Origin of the sequence: Methylotuvimicrobium sp. KM2, from assembly GCF_038051925.1 — a bacterium.
Lineage (GTDB): Bacteria > Pseudomonadota > Gammaproteobacteria > Methylococcales > Methylomonadaceae > Methylotuvimicrobium.
In genome coordinates, this window is sequence record NZ_CP150634.1 from 3,892,082 (window position 1) to 3,911,196 (window position 19,115).

Consider the following 19,115-nt stretch of genomic DNA (forward strand, 5'->3'; position numbering starts at 1 on the left):
GTAATTGAAGTAGATCGTGTCCGTTTAAGCCAGCCTTTCAGTGTAAACACGCTGATATTCAATTCTTCGGCAATCGATTGAATGCTTTTATCACCGCGTTGCAATACTTTGCTCAGGGCTTGCTCTTTAAATTCTTCCTGGATTCAAGTTATAAGTGCAATCCCACTAATCATGCGGCTTTGCACTCTGGTTGTTCAAAAAACACCGAATGAGGTGTTCGATAGTCCAGTCCTTTTCGGGGGCGGTGATTGAGCCGGTGCATAACCTTTTCGACCTGCTCGTCGGTGATGTCCTCAAAGCTGCTGCCCTTGGGGAAATATTGCCGAATGAGGCCATTGGTATTCTCGTTAAGTCCACGTTCCCAGGAGCAATAAGGGTTGGCGAAATAAACTGGCGCATTGAGCGCTTGGCTGATCGCTTTGTGTCCGGCAAACTCTTTCCCGTTATCCGAGGTAATCGTCAGTACCTTGTCCTGATAATTGGTCAGTAACTCAATTGTTGCTGTCGTCACGCCTTCAGCATGCTTGCTATCGACCTTTTTAATCAAGGTGAACTTGGACTTACGATCGACCAGCGTCACCAAGGCGCCCTGATGGTTTTTTCCGATGACGGTATCAATTTCCCAATCACCGATACGGCCCTTTTCGTCAACAATCGCCGGTCTTTCTGCGATGCCGACACGCCCGACAATCTGCCCCCGTTTGTCTTTCGAGCCATATTTCTTGCGGCGCTTCTTGTTGGCTTGGCGCAAGTGCTTATACAGGTCGCCTCCCGCGCGTTTGTCTGCCCAAATGTGCTGATAGATCCGTTCATGACTGATACGTGTGCCGTGCTCCTTGTCCAGCCAGCCCGAAACTTGCTCAGGGCTCCAATCCAGACGCACTTGGCCTTCGATTAAGCTAATTACTTCCGCGGTCATTTTAACGGACTTAAAGGCTTGCCGTTTGCGTCTGTCCGACTTGATCTGGGCCTGTTTAGGACGATAGCCACGCAGTCCGCGATTACGTGTCAACTCACGGCTAATCGTGCCCTCTGAGACGCCAACAATCTCGGCGATCTTTTTATTTGTTTGTCCTGCTTTCAATAAGGCGGCAATCTGGTATCGTTGTGCTTCGGTCAACTGTTTGTAGTCCGTCATCGCTTATCCATCTTTGGTCGGATTGAGAAGGGGTGGCACTATAACAGTTGACCCCTTCTTTATCACTCAAAATGAATTGCACTTGTTAGTTGAATCCGCGCTTCACTATAACGGGTTTGCATTTTTTTACCTCTATAAAATTTTAGAGGCGACAACTATCCTGACACAGGGGGACACCGGGGCGGGTTACTCAATCCGCCCCGTACGTTCTATTTGCTTTGGCCACGGTCGAAACGTTTAGGGCGGGGTTACAAACCCTGTCCTGCCAAGTCTCTTTCCTCTTTCCTCTTTCCCCTTTTACCTTTCATAGACTCTTTAATTCCTTCGGCTTGTACCTGCAACTGTGCAACCGTTTCCGCATCTATGTGCAAATACTCGGAAAAAACCCGTAATTCCTGCTCCTTACCCATCATCGACAACAGTAAGATCATATTACTGGCGGCTAAACGGTCCCCGCCATCCAATTCCAGAACCGTCAGAAATTCTTCGCGCGCCGAATCGAAGCGGCCGTCCAGCAACAACGCATAACCCAAATCATTGCGTACGCGTAAATCGACCGGCAGTTCGTCGGCGGCTTTTTGTAAATAATAGATGGCCTCGTTAATACGCTGTTTTTTACCGGCGATCAACCCGAGCCCGTGATAACCCCTGCCCGCCAAGCAACTTTTCAGTAACTTGCGATAGAACGTTTCGGCCCTGTCTGCGTGATCCGTCCGACGCAGAATTTCCGCGCGTAAATAAGCAGCCTGCAACGAGGACGAGTGGGTATTGTCCAAGTGCGCCAATGCCGCATAAAGTTTTCCGGAGTCCATGATCTGCCGGATTAAATCGAGCTTGACGTTTTGCTCCGGTTCGTCATCGTCGCCGCAAGATCTCGCACGAACCTGAGCCTCCGTATTCGAGTCTCTGTCGATGCCGTCTTTGGGCGACAATAATCCGCAGCCGGTCATCACCGCTCCGAAAATACTCAGCAAGACGCCGGCGCGCGCACATTCACCCGGCAACATTCATCAACCCCCTCGCCAAAGCCAAAAACCCCGGCCCGGCCAGAAAAATCAGCAAAGCCGGAAAAAGAAAAATCATCATCACGATCGACATTTTCGCGGATAAGCGATTGACATATTCTCGCATCGCCGATTGTTGGCGCTCCTCGATTAATTGCGCAAAATTCGCCAGCGATTCTCGAATATTGCCGCCATACCGCGTCACTTGCTTGATGATCGCAACCGTATCGGTCAATTCGTTCACCGCGAGCGGCTCGGCCATCTCGCTCAAGGCTTCGGCCCGATCATGACCGGCATCGAAACGCTGCAGCACACCGGTCAATTCTTCGGAAAGATTGGGCATTAGAATCCGCCCTTCTTCATGCATCACGCGTATAGTATGTTCGGTGGAAAGCCCCGCATCGAACAGCATGCGCAATAAATAAATCGCGGTGGGCATTTCCCGGGCCAATGCATTACGGCGTGCGGCGGCGCGGTAACGCAACAAATAACGCGGTGCTAGAAAGCCCAACACAAAGGCGACGAACACCAACGCCATTTTTTGCTTCCCTTCCAGGTCACCATCGACGGCATCGACAATCACGGCAAACACCACCATGGCCAGCGGTGTCAGCCAGGTTGCCGACCAAAAGGTCAAACGCTTACGCGGCGCATGCCAGCCGGCCTGCTTCAAGAGGCGAGTCATTTCTTCTTGATCCGAGCCCGCGAATATTTTGCCCAACGTTTTACCGCCCATGCGTTCCGCCGCCCCCTTGATCCAGCCCTCTTCGGAACTTCCCGTACGCACTCCGACCTTGAGCAGTTCATTAAACCGGCGCTGCGTCGCCGGCGAGGCAGCGCCGGAACGATTTGCCGCAAACAACAGCAATAAACCCGCCAGCACTAGCAGCAAAGCCATCGAGAGATATAACCACAATGCCATAACGAGGATTCCTATATACTTTTAATCATGCGCCATAAAATAACGGCTCCTGATATTTGCAAACCCGTCGCCACGATCAGCATGATTTTTCCGGACGGGTCCTGCCACATGGTTTCCAAGTATTTCGGATTCATGATCATGATATAGACCGCCATGCCCGGCGGGGTCAGTCCCAGCACCCAGGCAGTCACCCGGGTCTCGCCGGTCAACGAACGCAACTCCCGGCGCACCGCTTCGCGTTCGTTGATCATGTTCGCCACGCTTTGCAACAAATCCCGTACGCTACTGCCGTAACTGCGATTGATCCTGATCGCCAAAGCCAGTAAATATAGCTCATCGATCCGGTATAGATTAGCGGCTTCCTGAATTGCCTCTCCCAAATCGGCTCCCAATTCGTTGGCGCGGAATATCCGCCCGATAATGCTCTTGAGAGGATCGGGAATTTCCTCGGCGGCCAGCTGTAACGAGCCTTCCATGCTTCGGCCGGTGCCGAGCCCTCGCAACACCTGATCAAGGAACAAAGGCAGTTGCGTCAAAATCAGTTGAATGCGTTTTTTTGCCTTATACACCAACCATAGATAAACGGCCAACACAACGGCCACGGCGACCGCCATGCCGAATATGAGACCTTTCGCCAAGCCGGCCAGGATAGCCATCAACAACAAACACAAGATTCCCGAAAGCAGCTGTTGAGGCTTAACTTCCATTCCGGCCCGCCAAAACAGCCGTTCGATCCCCGGGAAGTGCCTGCCTTCCTGCGGCAGCAGCACTTTCGTCTCCATCCCCGAGGCTTCGGCCATGCGCCGTCCCACTTTCTCGACGAGCGCTTCCTTTTGACTACGCTGATAAATGAACAAAGCGACGGCCAACAATGCGGCGGCCAGCGCGAAAATCATGATTTGCTGGCTAAGCAAAGCGTCCGCCTTCGCCGGAATCGGCTTCGAACTTCTGTCCGGAGGGACGACTGTTGATCACGGTAAAACACTTACGGATCCGGTCGTAACCGAACAATTCATTGAGCATGATCTGTCCGTCGCGCAAGTCTCCAACTTCGACTATCGCTGTGATACGGCGCGTGCCGTCGGAAAAACGGGTAATTTGCACAATGATATCGATCGCGCAGGCAATCATTTGCCGAAGAATTTCTATCCCGCCTTGAAAATTCGCCAAGGCCGACAACATTTCCAGCCGAACCAGGGCATCCCTGGCGCTATTGGCATGCACGGTACTCATCGAACCGTCATGCCCGGTATTCATCGCTTGCAGCACGTCCAATACCTCTTCGCCGCGAACCTCGCCGAGAATGATGCGATCGGGACGCATCCGCAAGGCATTGCGCACCAAATCGCGCGCTCTAATCTCACCCTCGCCTTCCACATTGGGTGGACGCGTTTCCAGGCGCACCACATGACTGTGCCCCAACTGCAATTCGGCGGCGTCCTCGATCGTTACGATTCGTTCATTGACATCGATGAATCGACTCAGAATATTCAACAGGGTCGTCTTACCGGTGCCGGTACCGCCGCTGATCAAAATATTGCATCGATAGCTCACTGCTTTACGCAGCAATTCCAGCATCGCTTCATTGATCGAACCGTATACCAATAAATCCGAATCGCGTAACGGGTCTTTCCGAAACTTACGCACCGAAAGACAAGGACCGTCTACCGCCAATGGCGGAATGATCGCATTGACCCGGCTACCGTCGGGCAGACGGGCATCGACCATCGGGCTCGACTCGTCCAGACGGCGTCCGAGCGGTCCGATGATTCGGCGAATGACGCGCAATACATGGTCATCGTCGATAAACCGCAAATCCGCCTTTTCGACCAAGCCATTACGCTCGAGAAAAATATTCTTCGCGCCATTAACCATGATATCGCTGATTTTTTCGTCGGCCAGCAGCGATTCGAGCGGCCCGAACCCGGTTAGCTCGCTAATCATATCCTCGGTCAGGTCGTCGAGATCGTAACTGGTCACGGCAATTTGCCGTTGCCCGGCATAACGCGATACATGATCGAAAACGTATCCGCGAATTTGCTCGCGCGACCATTCATTGAGTGGAACCCCGTCATCCTCGACACAATCGATCAAATAACGATGCAAACTGTACTTGAGGTCCTGATAGGTCTCGGTATGTTTTAGGCTGTAGTCATTGAGAGGATACTTGAACGCCATGCCCGATACTCCTACTTAGCGCCAAAGCGCGCCAATATGTTCTTAAAAAAACCCGAATCCTTTTCGGGCTTTCGCGCCTCGTCGGCCTTACCGCGACTATTGATAATCCTTTTCGCTAGTTTTTTTATCGCCAGCGTGTAAGGGTCGCGAGGCGCACATTTAAACAAACTATCGCCGGAATTCATCATCGCCAGGCGCGCCATGCCCGATGGCGGCAACGTAGTCTGCAAGGTCAAGCCGAAGCCGCGGGACAGACTCTCGGCATCGGGCGGTAATTGCGGCAGGTAGCGGTCTACGACCAGCTCGACAGAATCCATCGAGATTTTATGTTCGATCATTTTTTTCACCAATTGCATGTTTTGCTTACAGCTGGGAACGCTCTGCTCAACCACGACCAGCGTATTGTCGGCATTGCTCAGCAACAGATATAGAAAATCCGACCGTGGCACTCCGCCCAGATTAATCACGATACGAGGAAAATAACGGCGTAACATGCCGAGCAAGACATAGATATCGGCCGAGGTAATCTCGCCCATCGCGCTTTGTTCCTCCGGTAAGGCCAACAAACTTAGCCCGCTTTCATGCTTGGCGAACGCGCTATCGATCAGCATAGAATCCAGCCGGCGCAAACTACGCACCGCATCAATGAAACTGTAGGGCGAGGTGAGTCCGAGATAGATCAAGGTGTCTCCTGCCGGATTACCGAGATCGATCAGCAAGGCATTGCGCTCCGTGCGCGCGCCTTGCATCGCCAAAGCCAAGTGTAGCGCGAGCATCGGCGTGTCGGAACCGGGCCGGGCGCTCACCAACGCCGTGATCGTGCCGACCGATTCGGTCGGAATATTGGGTGCGGGCGCTCGGCTTTCCAGGCGCTTGACCAAACTGATCACTTCACCGGGCCGGCTTTGAGTCAAAATGAAATCGCGCGCGCCGGCGCGCATTGCCGAAAGTATCAGTTCGTTATCGGCCTGTTCCGCCATCGCGATGACGGAGAGCATGGGTTTAAAAGCCACCAAGCCTTCTATCAGCGCCGCGTCTTGTCGGTGAGATTGGGCGTGCAACAACACGAACACAACCTGCGCCCCGGTCAAATCGAGAATTTGACGCACACGCTCCAAGGACGGCGAATCGGCAACCACCACCTCATAAGCGCCAACTTAAGACGCAAGGCATTGATTCACAGTTGAAAAATCAAGATGTGGCCACAACATAGAGTATTTTTACCGACGAAAGTGAAAATCCCTATGAAGCAGCCACAGCTAACAGATACCCTTTTTGATGACTTTTTGCAAGAGCTTCCAGCAGATTTCCAGGAGCAGGCCTATGAATTACAGGCGTTTGCACGGGCACGGAAAATCCGATCACCGTTGCAATTATTGCAGTTAGTCCTGTTGTATTGCGGACTGGACTTGTCGTTGCGCAGCTGTGCCGGCGAAGTTGCCAAGCTTCAAGGCTATTTGAGCGACACGGCGGTGACCAAGCGACTGGCGGCCTGCGTGGCGTGGATCAAGTCGTTACTGAAGCGTGTGTTCGGATTGGATAAACAGATTAACAATGGCTCCTTGAATTTCATTGTGATTGACGGTTCGACCGTGCAAGAACCCGGCGCGAAAGAAACAACGTATCGCTTGCATGTGGCGATCGACTTGATGAGCTTGACACTCCGCGAGGTCAACGTCACGACCGATAAAGTTGGCGAGAGCTTGGATCACTATCAGTTGACTGCAGGTGATGTCGCGTTGCTGGATCGAGGCTACAACCAACCGAAGTCTTTAGTCCCGCTCATTGATCGCGGCGGCCACGTCGTACTGCGCTACAATCCACACAGCATGACGCTTTACGAACGGTGCAACGAACCGAAAGGTGTTAAAATCGATTGGGAACAGCGCATACGCGATTTGAATGGTCAGCCGGGTGCGATACCGGTTTATCTGTGCCATCAAGACAAACGTATTGAAGGCGTGGTGCATGCGATGCCGTTACCGCCGGAACAGGCGGCGCAAGCACGCCGCAAAGCGAAACAACGCGCGCGTGATAAAGGTCGCACGGCGAGCCAAAAGACCTTGATGCTGAGCGGCTGGGTGTTGATTTTTACTTCGCTCCCCGAAGCGCTGCTCGACACGAAATCAATCGCTGAGCTCTACCGGGTTCGCTGGCAAGTGGAGTTGGTCATAAAGCGGCTAAAGAGCTTGCTTGATATCGACCGGCTACGCGCCCGAAAAGACAGCAAGCTGGCGGATTTATATTTGCACGGCAAGTTACTGTTTGCTGCAGTGACTCAAAAAATAGCGCAGCGCCGATTCGGCCGGGCGGCTACCACAATGGACGGTGATCGTTCGATTACCCATTGGCGTTTATGGCGCACGATCGCCAATGAGATCAAGGCAGGACTTACGGCTTGTTTTCCAAAAAATGAGCGCTTTATTGACGACTGCATAAAAAGCCTCTGTGAACGTCCGCGCAAGAAAAAGCTTCAGGGTTTACCGGATCGTGTTTTGGAACTCATTATTGAAGGTCGGGGAGGTGGCGTTAGTCTTGCTTAATCAAATACTTAGATTCTTAAGTTGGCGCTTATGAACCACCACCTCCCCTTCATCTTTGAAAACCGTATTCAGCCAGCGGATATGATCTTGGTCGTTGGTAACGGCAATGAAACTTTGTTTGCGAATAACAGCCATAAGATCAATCCGAAAATCCAGAGCGTACCGGCGTTTTGGCTTTGAATTCTCCGGTTTCCTTAAAAAACACCTCGAAGAAATTAGGGTCGTATTTCCGGAAGCGTTCGCCCGGCATCGGTGGCAAAGGCGCGCCTTTGGCTATCGGGCGGACCAAATGCGGCGTCACGACCATGATCAGCTCTTTGTCGGTCCGGTCGATGCTTGTTGAGCGAAAGAAGGCTCCGAGAATCGGAATATCGCCAAGCCACGGAAACTTATCGACACTGCCGATGGTATTCTGACTGACCAGTCCGCTAATCACGAAACTCTCGCCGTCGCCCAACGAAAGACTGGTATCGGTGCGTCGAACGCGCAATGCCGGAACCGCGACGCCACCACTCTGTATGCCTGCTGTAAAATCCAATTCGCTGACTTCCGGCGCGACTTTCAGCGCGATACGGTTATCATCCAAGACCGTGGGCGTCAACGCCACGCGGACGCCGAACTCCTTGAACCTAACCGTGATACCGCTGTCGAGCGTGCCGCCCGCCCGGATCGGAATCGGAAATTCGCCGCCGGCCAAAAAATTGGCGCTTTGTCCGCTCATCGCGACCAGCGTGGGTTCCGCCAGTGTATAGGCGAAACCGTTGTTTTCGAGTACGGAAACCACACCGAGTATGCCTTCGGTAGCATTCCCGTAGAGAAAATTGAAAGCCTGGGCATGCGGAAAAAAACCGCTGCTCAACAAAGACAACGCGCCTTCACCGGCGGATTGAACGCCGGACATATTACCCGGCGTAGACAAGGCCAGCGTCGTGTTGGCCGTGTTCTTGCCGAGAAACAGGCCGGCGTTCTGCAAGCGTCTGCGGCTGACTTCGACGATCTTGATATCGATTTGCACCTGGGTGTCGAAATCCAGCACGCTGGCGTCGATCGACGCATCACTTTTCGCATCCAGAGCCTGGCGCACTTGGGCATGACTTTCCAATGAGCGGCTTTGACCCGACAAACCGAGCTTATCGCCGGCCTCCCGCACTTGAAGGTCGGCACTATCGAGTCGGCTCACCGTGCGTTGCTTCAAGCCGGCCGACGCCACGACCAACAACTCGACCTGGAGACTCGGTTTCTCGGTATCATCACCGTACCACACCATTAAATCCGTTTTGCCGGGCTTTTTTCCCATGACCAGCAATAGATTCCCGTCAACTTGCACATCGGCAATCTCGTCATTACCGATAGCGGCGCGTTTGATCGTTCTATCGGAAGGTGCCCGCCACTGCCTACCTACCTCGAGATTGACGCTTAGTTTAGCCGCATGAGAGAAATCCCCTATCGCCAAAAGCAACACGGCTAATATAACTTTCGAAATGTTCATTGGTAATCGATAATTCGCTCTTTAATATAGTTATTATTATTGATCAAGCGTGCCAAGGGTTACCCATCGCATCCCTAGATAACCATTTGAATCTAAGGCGAAGAAGATAAGGATTTCGTAATAAATTACGTCCTGGAACTATGAGCTTTGTTGAGGGTACGGTAACTCACTTGGCAGGATGCCGTGAACCCAGCACCTAAATTATCCAAGATAGTTAACCATAGCCAATGAGCTATGGAATTTAGGTGCTGGGTGAATACGTCCTTGTAGGCTTGACGGCGGCTTTCCCTGCCGCCGACACCTGCCAATCGAGCAACCGAACCCTCCCTAAAATAAGGAAGTTATTTACGACCAAATCCTAAGGTTTGCGTTGCATACCCCCTCTGAGTATTGCCCCTATGAATGACTATACCGGCTTTTGCCTCGCTTTCATACGTCATGCCCCTTTCCTCGCCTTCATGACTCCCGCCTCGAACGAGGTCTTTTAATAGCACCTGATACCTTTCATCCAAAGCCCTTTCCGGCTGCGGTAGAGACAAACCGGCTTGCAATAAAGCATCTTCGTCGACCGGCGAAATGTTTTCTTCGGGGCCTCGCAAGGCAAGCCGAATTCTACCGCTGGATTCGGCCAGCATCAGCTTCGAAGTATCGGACTCGCCAATCGCCAACACCGCCGTTTTACTTTTTTTGCCGGTAGGCTCCACATCCTTTTTTTGCCGAGTCGATGCAGGTTTACCGCCAACCTGAGTCTTTTCCATTGGGTCCGACGGAACATCATCTCTATCCCTGCTTTGTTCCGGCTTACTTAACATATTGCCGAAAGCCAACACGCGCACATTCGACAATACGACTTGCGCGGAACTATCGTTGCCGACTTCCCGGTCGCTGCGCAAATAAAGCAGCACATCAACATGATCGCCGGGTTCGATGAATCCTCCGGCACCGATCACTTCATCCACTTTGACGGCAAGCGCACGATCTCCAGGACGGAGAGCCAAGGCCAATTGACTATACGCTGGAAAATGACTGCCGAGCAGCATTTCGCCGGCGGCAATATCGACCCTGGTTTTACGTCCGGTTAACTCGGCCGCCGACGCAAAAGAGTGCACCGGACGCGTCGGCACGACAGCGGAGGTCAGGTCTTCCTCGACGATGACTTGCCCGCCCCGAATGTCTCGCGCCGCAAATACCACTGCCTCGCCTTTTGGCCGGGCTTGCTCTACGACTATCGGTTCCTGTTTTGTTGGGGTCTGACTGGTTTTATAGCCGAGATAACCGATGCCGACCGCCCCGAGCGCCAATAAAATTGCCAATACTCGTAATACTGTACTGCTCATGACGACTCCTGCTTGCTTTTTCGGCTCATTGTAATCGGAAAATTTGTCGGCGATTTATTCTACGACATTAATCCGCATACTTTATCTTTATTGCTATGAAAATACATGGGTGCTGAAAATAGGAATGAGTTCCATGATGGGTTTCCGCTTCGCTCCTAGCCATCCTACATCTTTAGGTTCTCATGGAGGAGCGTGGCGAGTTCTTACAAAATCTGCACGGAGGCCCGTCCGATTAGGTCGTCGGGCAATCTCGGCACATCGCCGATGACAGGAAAGCGCAAGATCGGCACCAGCGGATTGGCTCGATAGCCGGCATATCTAACGGTCACGGTCAAAATATCGTCGCTCCAATTAACAGCCACATCGGCATTTGCCCGCGCGGACGGCAGCAAGGTTTCATCCAGAAACGTTTCGACGACATCGCGCACCCTGGCTTCGACACCGGCTATATACGCGGCTTCGACGTTCTCTTCATCGGCGAAAAAACTCCGATCCACCGCCACGCCCGCCCGTGCGCCGGCGGACGCCGCATGATTGAAGACCTGCATCATCATCATCGGAATCGAATAACTAACGATCGCGTAAAACAGCGTGAAAAAAATGACGAACAGCAGCGCCGCCTCGATCGCAGCCGCGCCGCGCTGACCGCGCCAAGCGCAGGCAGGAGATCTGATTTTGGAATACCCGATAGAACTCTCTATGTGTCTCATGACCGGTCTTTTATGTTGATGCAGATCACTCTTGTAACGACAATAGTGAAACACCTGACGCGGCGGCCAGCAAGGCCACCAAAAAACCGACCGCCAGCGCCGCGCCGAACGGCAGGAACCTGCCTTTCGGCTCCGGCACTCCGGCACAGGACAGACCCAGTCGCGCCAACAATGGCGACAATAGAAAAAACCCGCGGTAAGCCGCCAACCACAAGATAACCGTCACACCTGACAGCAACCCCGCCACAACAAAGGTAATCAGTACCGCGTCGACGCCGCCGAACAAGCCCATTGCAGTAAACAATTTAACATCGCCCGCGCCGAGCTTTTTGAAGACATAGCCGGGCATGGTCATGACCAGCGCCAAGACCCAGCCGGCCAATGCCGAAGACAACGGTAATTCCAACCAGCCTTCCCCGGTTACCGCATAAGCGGCCAGCACCGCCACCTGCGCTCCGAGCGTTAGGCTATTGGGCAAGCGGCGCCGAATTAGATCATAGAGGCCGCAAGCGACAGCCCACAAAGCCAAAATACAAATCGGCGCCGACACCGCCGCGAATGGGTTCATGCTGTGAATCCACGATCAAACCTAGTTGCATGCATCAACTTAATACAGCCGAAATCGACTCACTAGGTTACGGAGTCAGTGCGGTCTCAATACCTTGAAAAATTGATGTTACAGCTTCACTGATACCAGGAACGAATGTTACAAGCGCAACCGCGACCATCGCGGCAATCAACGCATATTCAATACCGCTCGCGCCTTCTTCGTCACGAAGAAACTCGCCCCACCATTGTTTAAATTGAATGTTCATTTTCATCTCTCCTCGGGTTATCGACTGATATTACCCGCTTAAGTCATTGTTGTAGGCCAACGATTCCCTTCGGCTTTTTACGCATTAACCTAAACTAGATTAATCGGTCAGTTAATTATTATTCTCTTCCTTGCCTGTCATAGTCACAGAAAACCATTTAAAATAAAACTGGCTTATTCACAGTTCTTAACTATTTGTTTTTTTATAATTCAACGTTGCCGGTTGACGCATCTTTCATCGACCGAAATTTAACAGGCCTTATGAGCCTATGACATTTTACTTCTTAATTATCAAATGCTTCAGACCCCACCGACAAACCTCATCAGAACAAGCTCACCTATCATCCGCATCCGGTAAAACTAGGCATTTATCTCGCATTAGATACTATAGCCGGCTCCGAGGCCTTAACGCACAAGAGTCAAAATCCTAACCCCCAAACTCCGCCTGGTCAAGCTATTTCCTATTAATAGACTCAACTATTAGACTTTTTCCGCGTTAACGATGCGAGCGCTAAAGTAGTGCCGCGTCTCAGCGCGCACAACGTTAGCTCGTAGCCCGTATGCAACGCAGTGTAATACGGGAATGGCGTGGCTTCGAACGTCCCGGATTGCGCTGCGCTCCATCTGGGCTACACTGCTATTTCCTATCGAAAGACTCAACTTTTAGAGTGTTTTCCGCGTTAACGATGCGTGCGCTAAAATAGCGCCGCGTCTCCACGCGCACAACCTTAGAGAGCAACAACAGCCCTATCAGATTAGGCATGGCCATCAAGCCATTCATCAGGTCCGAGAAATTCCACACCAATTCCAGCTGCATCGTCGCGCCGATCACGATAACGGCAACGAAGACAACGCGATAAAGCACGATAACTCGCGTGCCGAGCAAATATTCGACGGCTTTTTCGCCGTAATAGCTCCAACCGATCAAGGTCGAAAATGCGAACAATACTGTCGCCAGTGCGACGACCAGCGTACCGGCGCTACCCAGCGTCTCGGCAAAACTCAAGCTAGTTAGAACCCCGGCACTAACGCCTTCGGTCCACGGTGTCGCGGTTAAAATAACCAGCGAGGTGATCGTGCACACCAACAAGGTATCGATGAAGGTCTGCGTCATCGATACCAGCGCTTGCTTGACCGGATCGCAAGTCCGCGCGGCCGCGGCGGCTATCGGTGCCGACCCGAGCCCCGATTCGTTGGAAAACACCCCGCGAGCCACACCGAAGCGGATAGCGGAGGCGATAGTTGCGCCGGCAAACCCACCACCCGCCGCGACCGGGTTGAAGGCATGATAAAAAATCAGCCGCAATGCTTCAGGCACTTGACTGGCGTTGATCGCGATAACGGTCAACGCGGCGCCGATATAAAGCACGATCATGAACGGCACCAGCATCGAGGTAAATCGACCGATGGAACGAATGCCGCCTATCAGCACGAAGCCGGTCAACGACATCAATACAATACCGGTCGCCCAGGTTTCGACGCCGAAGACATTATCGAGCATGACCGCGACTGAATTGGCTTGAGTCATGTTGCCGATGCCGAAAGCCGCGCCGGCCGTGAACACCGCAAACAGCCAGCCCAGCCAAGGCAATCCAGCGCCCTTTGCAATGTAATACATCGGGCCGCCGCGCATGCCATACTTACCTTGTTCGCGGTATTTAACCGCCAATACCGCTTCGGCATACTTGGTCACCATGCCGACGATGCCGGTCATCCACATCCAAAAGACCGCGCCGGGTCCACCTAGCGTAATCGCTGTTGCCACGCCGACGATATTGCCGATACCGACCGTAGCCGCCAGCGCCGTGGTCAACGCGGCAAAATGACTGATATCGCCGTCGCCCTGATGATCCTTATCGAAAATCAGCTTTAACGCGTGGCCGAGCGCCCAAAATTGCAAGCCGCGCAACAGAATCGTCAAATACAATCCGGTACCGACCAGTAAAATAAGCATCGGCGCGCCCCAGACCCAGCCCGACAAAGTCCCAATAACATTTTCGAAAGTTTCCATGGATATTCTCGTAATTGGTATTCGACTTAGTTTGTGTCGAAGCTATATTTATTTTGGAACGCGGCAAAGAGCTTATGGAGCAAATCCTTTTCGCTCTCAACGATACGGCCTCGCAAGGCATAGGGGTACTGTGTCGTGCAAGCGGCGGCGATATCCAGGCAATATTTCAGAATGCTTCGGTTTCTCTCGGAATCGGTCGATGACGCAGCATCGAGGGTTAATTCGCTCAACGCGTCAAGCAGTCTTTCCGGCGGTCGTTGATGTGCGAAGCGTTCTAAAAAATCATTGGCATCATCGACCGTTACCAAAGGAATCCCCGCCGCACGGTCAAGATGCGCGATGTGCTCGATCGTAAATTGATACAACAATGCCAGCTCGGCCGGTTGATTTTCGCCGTCGGCCCATATCATTTCGATTAACGGGATAAGATCCAGGAAATAGTAATCTGAAGGTTTAAGCTCGAACTCTTTTGCTAATAATTCAAAGGTATTTTGTTTGTCCATACTCTTCACATCGGCAAATGACAACACAATCCAAATATTAAGTTTATCCGATTTTTCCGACTGACTTTCTTTTAAATGCAACCGTCATGAGATGACGCTTTTGATCCCAAACAAAAAATTGATCCCTCGGCAGGATGGGGTTTATAACCCATACGCATCAAGATAAGGATGTCGCCCTCCGCAGGACGGGGTTTATAGCCCCGTCCTAAACGTTTTGACCGTGGCTAAAGCAATCCGAAATGTTTAGGCAACACTAAAACGTTGGGGGCGGGTTAAATAACCCGCCCCGCAAAGAGATGTGTATAAAGGCGAGAACTGGAACTTGGGAAACTCGGCAGGACGGGGTTTTGCAACCCCGTCCTGAATGCTTTGACCGTGGCTAAAGCAATCCAAAATGTTGAAGCAAAACTAAAACATGGAAAAATTCATAGTTTCTCGGTTTCGTACTCCACATAACTAGACCGCAAGATACGCAGCATTATTTCAGGCATAAAAAAACCCGCGCCCAATTCATGGGCGCGGGTTTTTTAAATCGGTTTAGATAACCGTGACTTCTTCGGCTTGCGGTCCTTTTGGGCCACGAGTAATTTTAAACTGAACGTGCTGGCCTTCATCCAGTGATTTGTAGCTGCTGGTGCCGCTCAGGATATTCCGGAAATGAACGAAAACGTCCGGACCTTGTTGTTGTTCGATAAAACCGAAACCTTTATCTGAATTAAACCATTTAACGGTGCCGGTAGTCATTGCTGCAGTATTCATAGTAAGTCCTATAAAATTTTAAATTAAAAGCCTTAAGAAAGGCGGGTAAAGCTGATAACGATGGAATTACTATATGAAAAACAGGACGAATAACTACTAAGACATCGAAATGGTAAACAAAGGTAAATCTAGTTTTCTAGCTGGAGCTCATTGTAGGCCTATTATTAGTATTGTCAATTTAATTCTGGAAAATCCGTCGATTAATTCTGTTTCCCAAGGTTCTTTGCTCGTTGTTATACATAAGCCAAAAATTACCCTTTTACAATCATTAAGCAATGAGACCTCGATACCATTTATTATCACTTAACACTCGCGAATCCCCCTCACCTAACGCTAGGTGATCCGCGTAGGGTACGCTGTGCGTACCATGGAAACCCCGCAATGTTCATTTCATGTGTCAACCGAACCGCTAGGGCACGGCTTTGGTACGCGCAGCGTACCCTACAATTTATGTATAACGATGAGCGCAAAGCGGGGGCTTGACCGATTTAACTCAACGATCCGCCAACGTCGAAATTGTCGGCAACTGAACGCCTTGACGCTGACGGAATCCAATCAACGGTGTGATGCCTTTCGACAACAAAACATTGACTTGAGTCTCGTTCAACAATGTTTCGGTGCCGGGCTGCAAAACCGGCTCATCATCCAAGGTATAACTAAATACCGGCACATCGCTCATCAATACTACATTGTCCGTACTGTCTTCTTCAGTCATTCTTATCAGCGCACGAGCGCATAACAGGGCTGGATTTCCCCATAACAGTTCATTCCGAACGGGAACCTCCGAACACTCTTCAAAAGCCAATGTTTCGATCGGGTCAAGCTTCAATCCGTAGGGTAATCTCAATAAGTAGCGAGGATATGCCAACACCACGCTATCGGCATTAATCTCGCTACGGTATCGAGCCCAATCGCCGTCTTTTTGAGATTCGCCAAAGATAGCGCTATCGATCAATGACTGGTCTGCAGCGCCCAGAAAACAACCGCCGCAAGCTCTTGCCGAAGCACTCAAAAACTTAAGCAATTCAGCATCTTCAACACTGCCGGTAAAGCTAAAATCGCTAATCAACAATACATCCCGCTCTTCGTCGTCCAATTGAACATGCGCCAATAAGCGCTCTTTAAACTCGCTGCCCCCTTCATGTACAGCGGCCATTAATTCGGCTTGGCTAATATCGACTAAAAAGAAGCGCTGTTCGTCCGCGTATTCTTCATTGACTAATGCTTCGGTGGCTCGCCAAAGGGACTCGAGGCTTTTAAAATCCTGACGGTGCAGCAGGGTTCGCAAAAATTGGCTGATTGTCCCATCGATCACATCAATCAAAGCCTGATACTGCGGCTCGATATCCTGGACAATATAGGGCGACACGACGCGCTCGATCAATTTCTCAACTGTATCGTCTTGACCGGCCTTAGGCTCCGGCGCCTTGCCCAACAAACGTTGCAAGATATCCGCTTCCCTCTCGACATCGGCTTGCTGCGTTTGGGCCGAGAGGTTTTCATTGGGGGCGATTGGAATGAACGATTGAATTTTCGCCGCAGCCTGCGCCGCCGTTTTCGGATTACTCAACGCTTTTTTTAATTCCAGCAAGTCGGCCAAAATTCGGATTTTGTTAAACCAGGCATCCGGATGAAAGTCTACTATCGATTCGAAATGCAATGTCAAACCCGCGTCGAGATTGAGCGACGGCCTGATTTGAGTCATGACCTGATCAAAAGTATCGCTATCAATTCTTTGAATATTGCGTTGACTCAACGCGGAATTGCTCCGTCCGGAAAAATCCCCCAACACATAAATTCGATAGGCGTTAGCGCGCGCTTTTTTAGATGCTATGCCCCGAGTATTAAATCCCATCGTCAAATCAATTCTTCCCGGCATACTTAATTCTCCCAATCCGATCGACAAATCCGGACAGTAGCAGACACGATTTCATCAGACAAGTAATGAAGACACTTTAAATGCTTTGCCTCCTGTCGGCTGCCCATCGGAACCGGAGTTGAAATCGGCAAGTTAGAGCTTCCGAGCCCTGCATTCCCAATCTGGAGAGACTGTTAAAGTATTGGCGAATACATTGCAAATAAATTTATTTACCATGAAGAACATGAAGGTAATGAAGGAAAAAACCAACGAACTAATTTTTCATGCTCTTCATGGTTAATAGCGTAGGTCGCGTTAGCGCTAGCGTAACCCGACCTACCCGACTGCGAAAGCATTGGCGAATACATTGCGAATAAACTTATTTACCATGAAGAACATGAAGGTAATGAAGGAAAAAGCAAAAAACCAACGAACTAATTCTTCATGCTCTTCATGGTTAATAGAGTAGGTCGGGTTAGCGCTAGCGTAACCCGACATTTTGTCTATCGATAAGTCGGGTTACGGCTCCGCCTAACCCGACCTACCCGACTACGTCTGTATCACGGCATTAAACAGCGTAGCTCCTCCTGGACGTTCGAAGCCACGCCATTCCCGTATTCCGCTACGTTGCATACGGGCTACATGCTGTTTCCCAAGCTGGAAACGTTGTGAAAGTATTCGATATACTTCGCACGGTCATGTTTTCGGCTTTTATGGCAATGCTATTTTGTTCGGTAGCAAGGCGCGAAAACAGGCGCATAGCAAGCTATGTAACTGTTTTCGCAACGCAGCTACCGGACAAAAGAGCGCGCCAGCTTACCAGAAAATGTGGCCGTGCGAAGTACATGCAGCATCACCCTAATTCACGCCGCTCCTACATCCCGGCTTATAGTTTCCGGTAAAGCTTTTTGGCCAGTTCGACGCGTTCTACGGCCGTTTCGGGAATTTTTTTTAGCTTCTCGACGGCTTCCAAACGGGGTAAAAGTCCTTTTTTGTTGGCTAATTGAATGCTTAACCCGGGACGAGCGTTGATTTCGAGCATCAGCGGACCGAGCTTCGAATCCAATACGATATCGACGCCGATATAACCGAGCGAAACCAGCTCCTTGCAACCCGCCGACAACAGCAAGATTTCCTCCCAATTCGGCAAGCTTAGTCCTGTAATCGAATGTCCTGAATCAGGGTGCGCATCGATCATGTCGTTTTGCCATACGCCGGTCGTGGTGACGCCTTGTTCGATATCGATACCCACACCAATCGCGCCTTGATGTAGATTGGCCTTACCGTCGGAAAGCCGAGTCGGCAAACGCAACATCGACATCACCGGAACGCCCATGAAAATAATCGTCCTGATGTCGGGAACGCCTTGATAGCTCACTCGATCGAAAACCGGATCAAAATCGACCCGGTATTCAATCAATGCGACATCCGGTTGCCCGCCCAAACTGTACATGCCGCTCAGTATATTGGATATGTGATGACCGATTTCCTCTTCGGTCAACAAGGTGCCGTTCAGTTTGCGATAACAATTCTTGCTGCGACCATTGACAACGATAATCCCTTCGCCTCCGCTGCCATGCGCAGGCTTGATTGCAAACTCGTCGTAGTTTTTGAGCTTTTCGGCTAAATCGGCAATTTGATATTCCGCTTCAATGACCGCATAGAGTTCGGGGACGGCAATGCCTGAAGCTTGTGCGAGCTTTTTAGTTCGCAGCTTATCGTCGACCAACGGATAATATTTACGCGGATTGTAACGCAGTATGTAGTCGCCATTACGCTGATTCATCCCCAATAAACCGACATCTCTTAGCCGTTTCGAGGGGCGCAAATAATTTTTCCAAGACATGCG

General features: G+C 51.1%; 18 protein-coding genes. 1 reads left to right on the plus strand and 17 read right to left on the minus strand.

Features of this window, described 5'->3' with window-relative positions; translation table 11 throughout:
- Positions 1-169: 169 nt before the first annotated feature.
- The 6 genes from WJM45_RS16330 to WJM45_RS16355 all read right to left on the minus strand — a co-directional run bounded on the left by WJM45_RS16330 (position 170) and on the right by WJM45_RS16355 (position 6,384).
- Positions 170-1,138: an IS30 family transposase gene (locus WJM45_RS16330; protein ID WP_341326124.1), complete on the minus strand. Its 969-nt coding sequence runs from the start codon at positions 1,136-1,138 to the stop codon at positions 170-172.
- A 248-nt stretch (positions 1,139-1,386) separates the two neighbouring features.
- Positions 1,387-2,145 (minus strand): tetratricopeptide repeat protein, encoded by a 759-nt coding sequence (locus tag WJM45_RS16335; protein ID WP_341326125.1) that lies wholly within the window; start codon positions 2,143-2,145, stop codon positions 1,387-1,389.
- Complete coding sequence (locus WJM45_RS16340) at positions 2,132-3,064, minus strand: type II secretion system F family protein (RefSeq protein WP_341326126.1); 933 nt, start codon at positions 3,062-3,064, stop codon at positions 2,132-2,134. The genes WJM45_RS16335 and WJM45_RS16340 overlap by 14 nt, the downstream gene beginning before the upstream one ends.
- An 11-nt stretch (positions 3,065-3,075) precedes the next feature.
- A complete protein-coding gene (locus WJM45_RS16345) occupies positions 3,076-3,978 on the minus strand; it encodes a type II secretion system F family protein (protein WP_341326127.1) in 903 nt (300 codons plus the stop codon).
- A complete protein-coding gene (locus WJM45_RS16350) occupies positions 3,971-5,242 on the minus strand; it encodes a CpaF family protein (RefSeq protein WP_341326128.1) in 1,272 nt (423 codons plus the stop codon). The genes WJM45_RS16345 and WJM45_RS16350 overlap by 8 nt, the downstream gene beginning before the upstream one ends.
- Before the next feature lie 11 nt (positions 5,243-5,253).
- Positions 5,254-6,384, minus strand: a complete 1,131-nt coding sequence (locus WJM45_RS16355; protein WP_341326129.1) for a hypothetical protein — start codon at positions 6,382-6,384, stop codon at positions 5,254-5,256.
- A gap of 102 nt (positions 6,385-6,486) precedes the next feature.
- On the opposite strand from WJM45_RS16355, the gene WJM45_RS16360 reads away from it, so the two are divergent.
- Complete coding sequence (locus WJM45_RS16360; RefSeq protein ID WP_341325178.1) at positions 6,487-7,785, plus strand: transposase; 1,299 nt, start codon at positions 6,487-6,489, stop codon at positions 7,783-7,785.
- Here WJM45_RS16360 and WJM45_RS16365 read toward each other — a convergent pair whose 3' ends face one another.
- From WJM45_RS16365 to WJM45_RS16415, 11 genes are all read right to left on the minus strand, one after another.
- Positions 7,786-7,920 carry a hypothetical protein gene (locus tag WJM45_RS16365; RefSeq protein ID WP_341326130.1) on the minus strand — a complete coding sequence of 45 codons (135 nt, stop codon included), beginning with the start codon at positions 7,918-7,920 and terminating at the stop codon, positions 7,786-7,788.
- A gap of 4 nt (positions 7,921-7,924) precedes the next feature.
- A complete protein-coding gene (locus tag WJM45_RS16370) occupies positions 7,925-9,274 on the minus strand; it encodes a type II and III secretion system protein family protein (protein WP_341326131.1) in 1,350 nt (449 codons plus the stop codon).
- 341 nt (positions 9,275-9,615) lie between these two features.
- Positions 9,616-10,611 (minus strand): Flp pilus assembly protein CpaB, encoded by a 996-nt coding sequence (gene cpaB, locus WJM45_RS16375; protein ID WP_341326132.1) that lies wholly within the window; start codon positions 10,609-10,611, stop codon positions 9,616-9,618.
- 203 nt (positions 10,612-10,814) lie between these two features.
- A complete protein-coding gene (locus tag WJM45_RS16380; RefSeq protein WP_341326133.1) occupies positions 10,815-11,321 on the minus strand; it encodes a TadE/TadG family type IV pilus assembly protein in 507 nt (168 codons plus the stop codon).
- Between the two features lie 25 nt (positions 11,322-11,346).
- Entirely contained in the window at positions 11,347-11,889 is a 543-nt protein-coding gene (locus WJM45_RS16385) for a prepilin peptidase (RefSeq protein WP_341326134.1), read from the minus strand.
- A gap of 67 nt (positions 11,890-11,956) precedes the next feature.
- The gene (locus WJM45_RS16390; protein ID WP_341326135.1) at positions 11,957-12,136 is read right to left on the minus strand and encodes a Flp family type IVb pilin; all 180 of its coding nucleotides are present in this window, start codon (positions 12,134-12,136) and stop codon (positions 11,957-11,959) included.
- Between the two features lie 636 nt (positions 12,137-12,772).
- A complete protein-coding gene (locus WJM45_RS16395; protein ID WP_341326136.1) occupies positions 12,773-14,146 on the minus strand; it encodes a sodium:alanine symporter family protein in 1,374 nt (457 codons plus the stop codon).
- 26 nt (positions 14,147-14,172) lie between these two features.
- Positions 14,173-14,649: a hypothetical protein gene (locus WJM45_RS16400; protein ID WP_341326137.1), complete on the minus strand. Its 477-nt coding sequence runs from the start codon at positions 14,647-14,649 to the stop codon at positions 14,173-14,175.
- A gap of 537 nt (positions 14,650-15,186) precedes the next feature.
- Positions 15,187-15,393 (minus strand): cold-shock protein, encoded by a 207-nt coding sequence (locus WJM45_RS16405; RefSeq protein WP_026130375.1) that lies wholly within the window; start codon positions 15,391-15,393, stop codon positions 15,187-15,189.
- A gap of 508 nt (positions 15,394-15,901) precedes the next feature.
- The gene (locus WJM45_RS16410) at positions 15,902-17,287 is read right to left on the minus strand and encodes a type VI secretion system contractile sheath large subunit (protein ID WP_341326138.1); all 1,386 of its coding nucleotides are present in this window, start codon (positions 17,285-17,287) and stop codon (positions 15,902-15,904) included.
- 865 nt (positions 17,288-18,152) lie between these two features.
- Positions 18,153-19,112: an alpha-L-glutamate ligase-like protein gene (locus WJM45_RS16415; RefSeq protein WP_341326139.1), complete on the minus strand. Its 960-nt coding sequence runs from the start codon at positions 19,110-19,112 to the stop codon at positions 18,153-18,155.
- Positions 19,113-19,115: the final 3 nt, after the last annotated feature.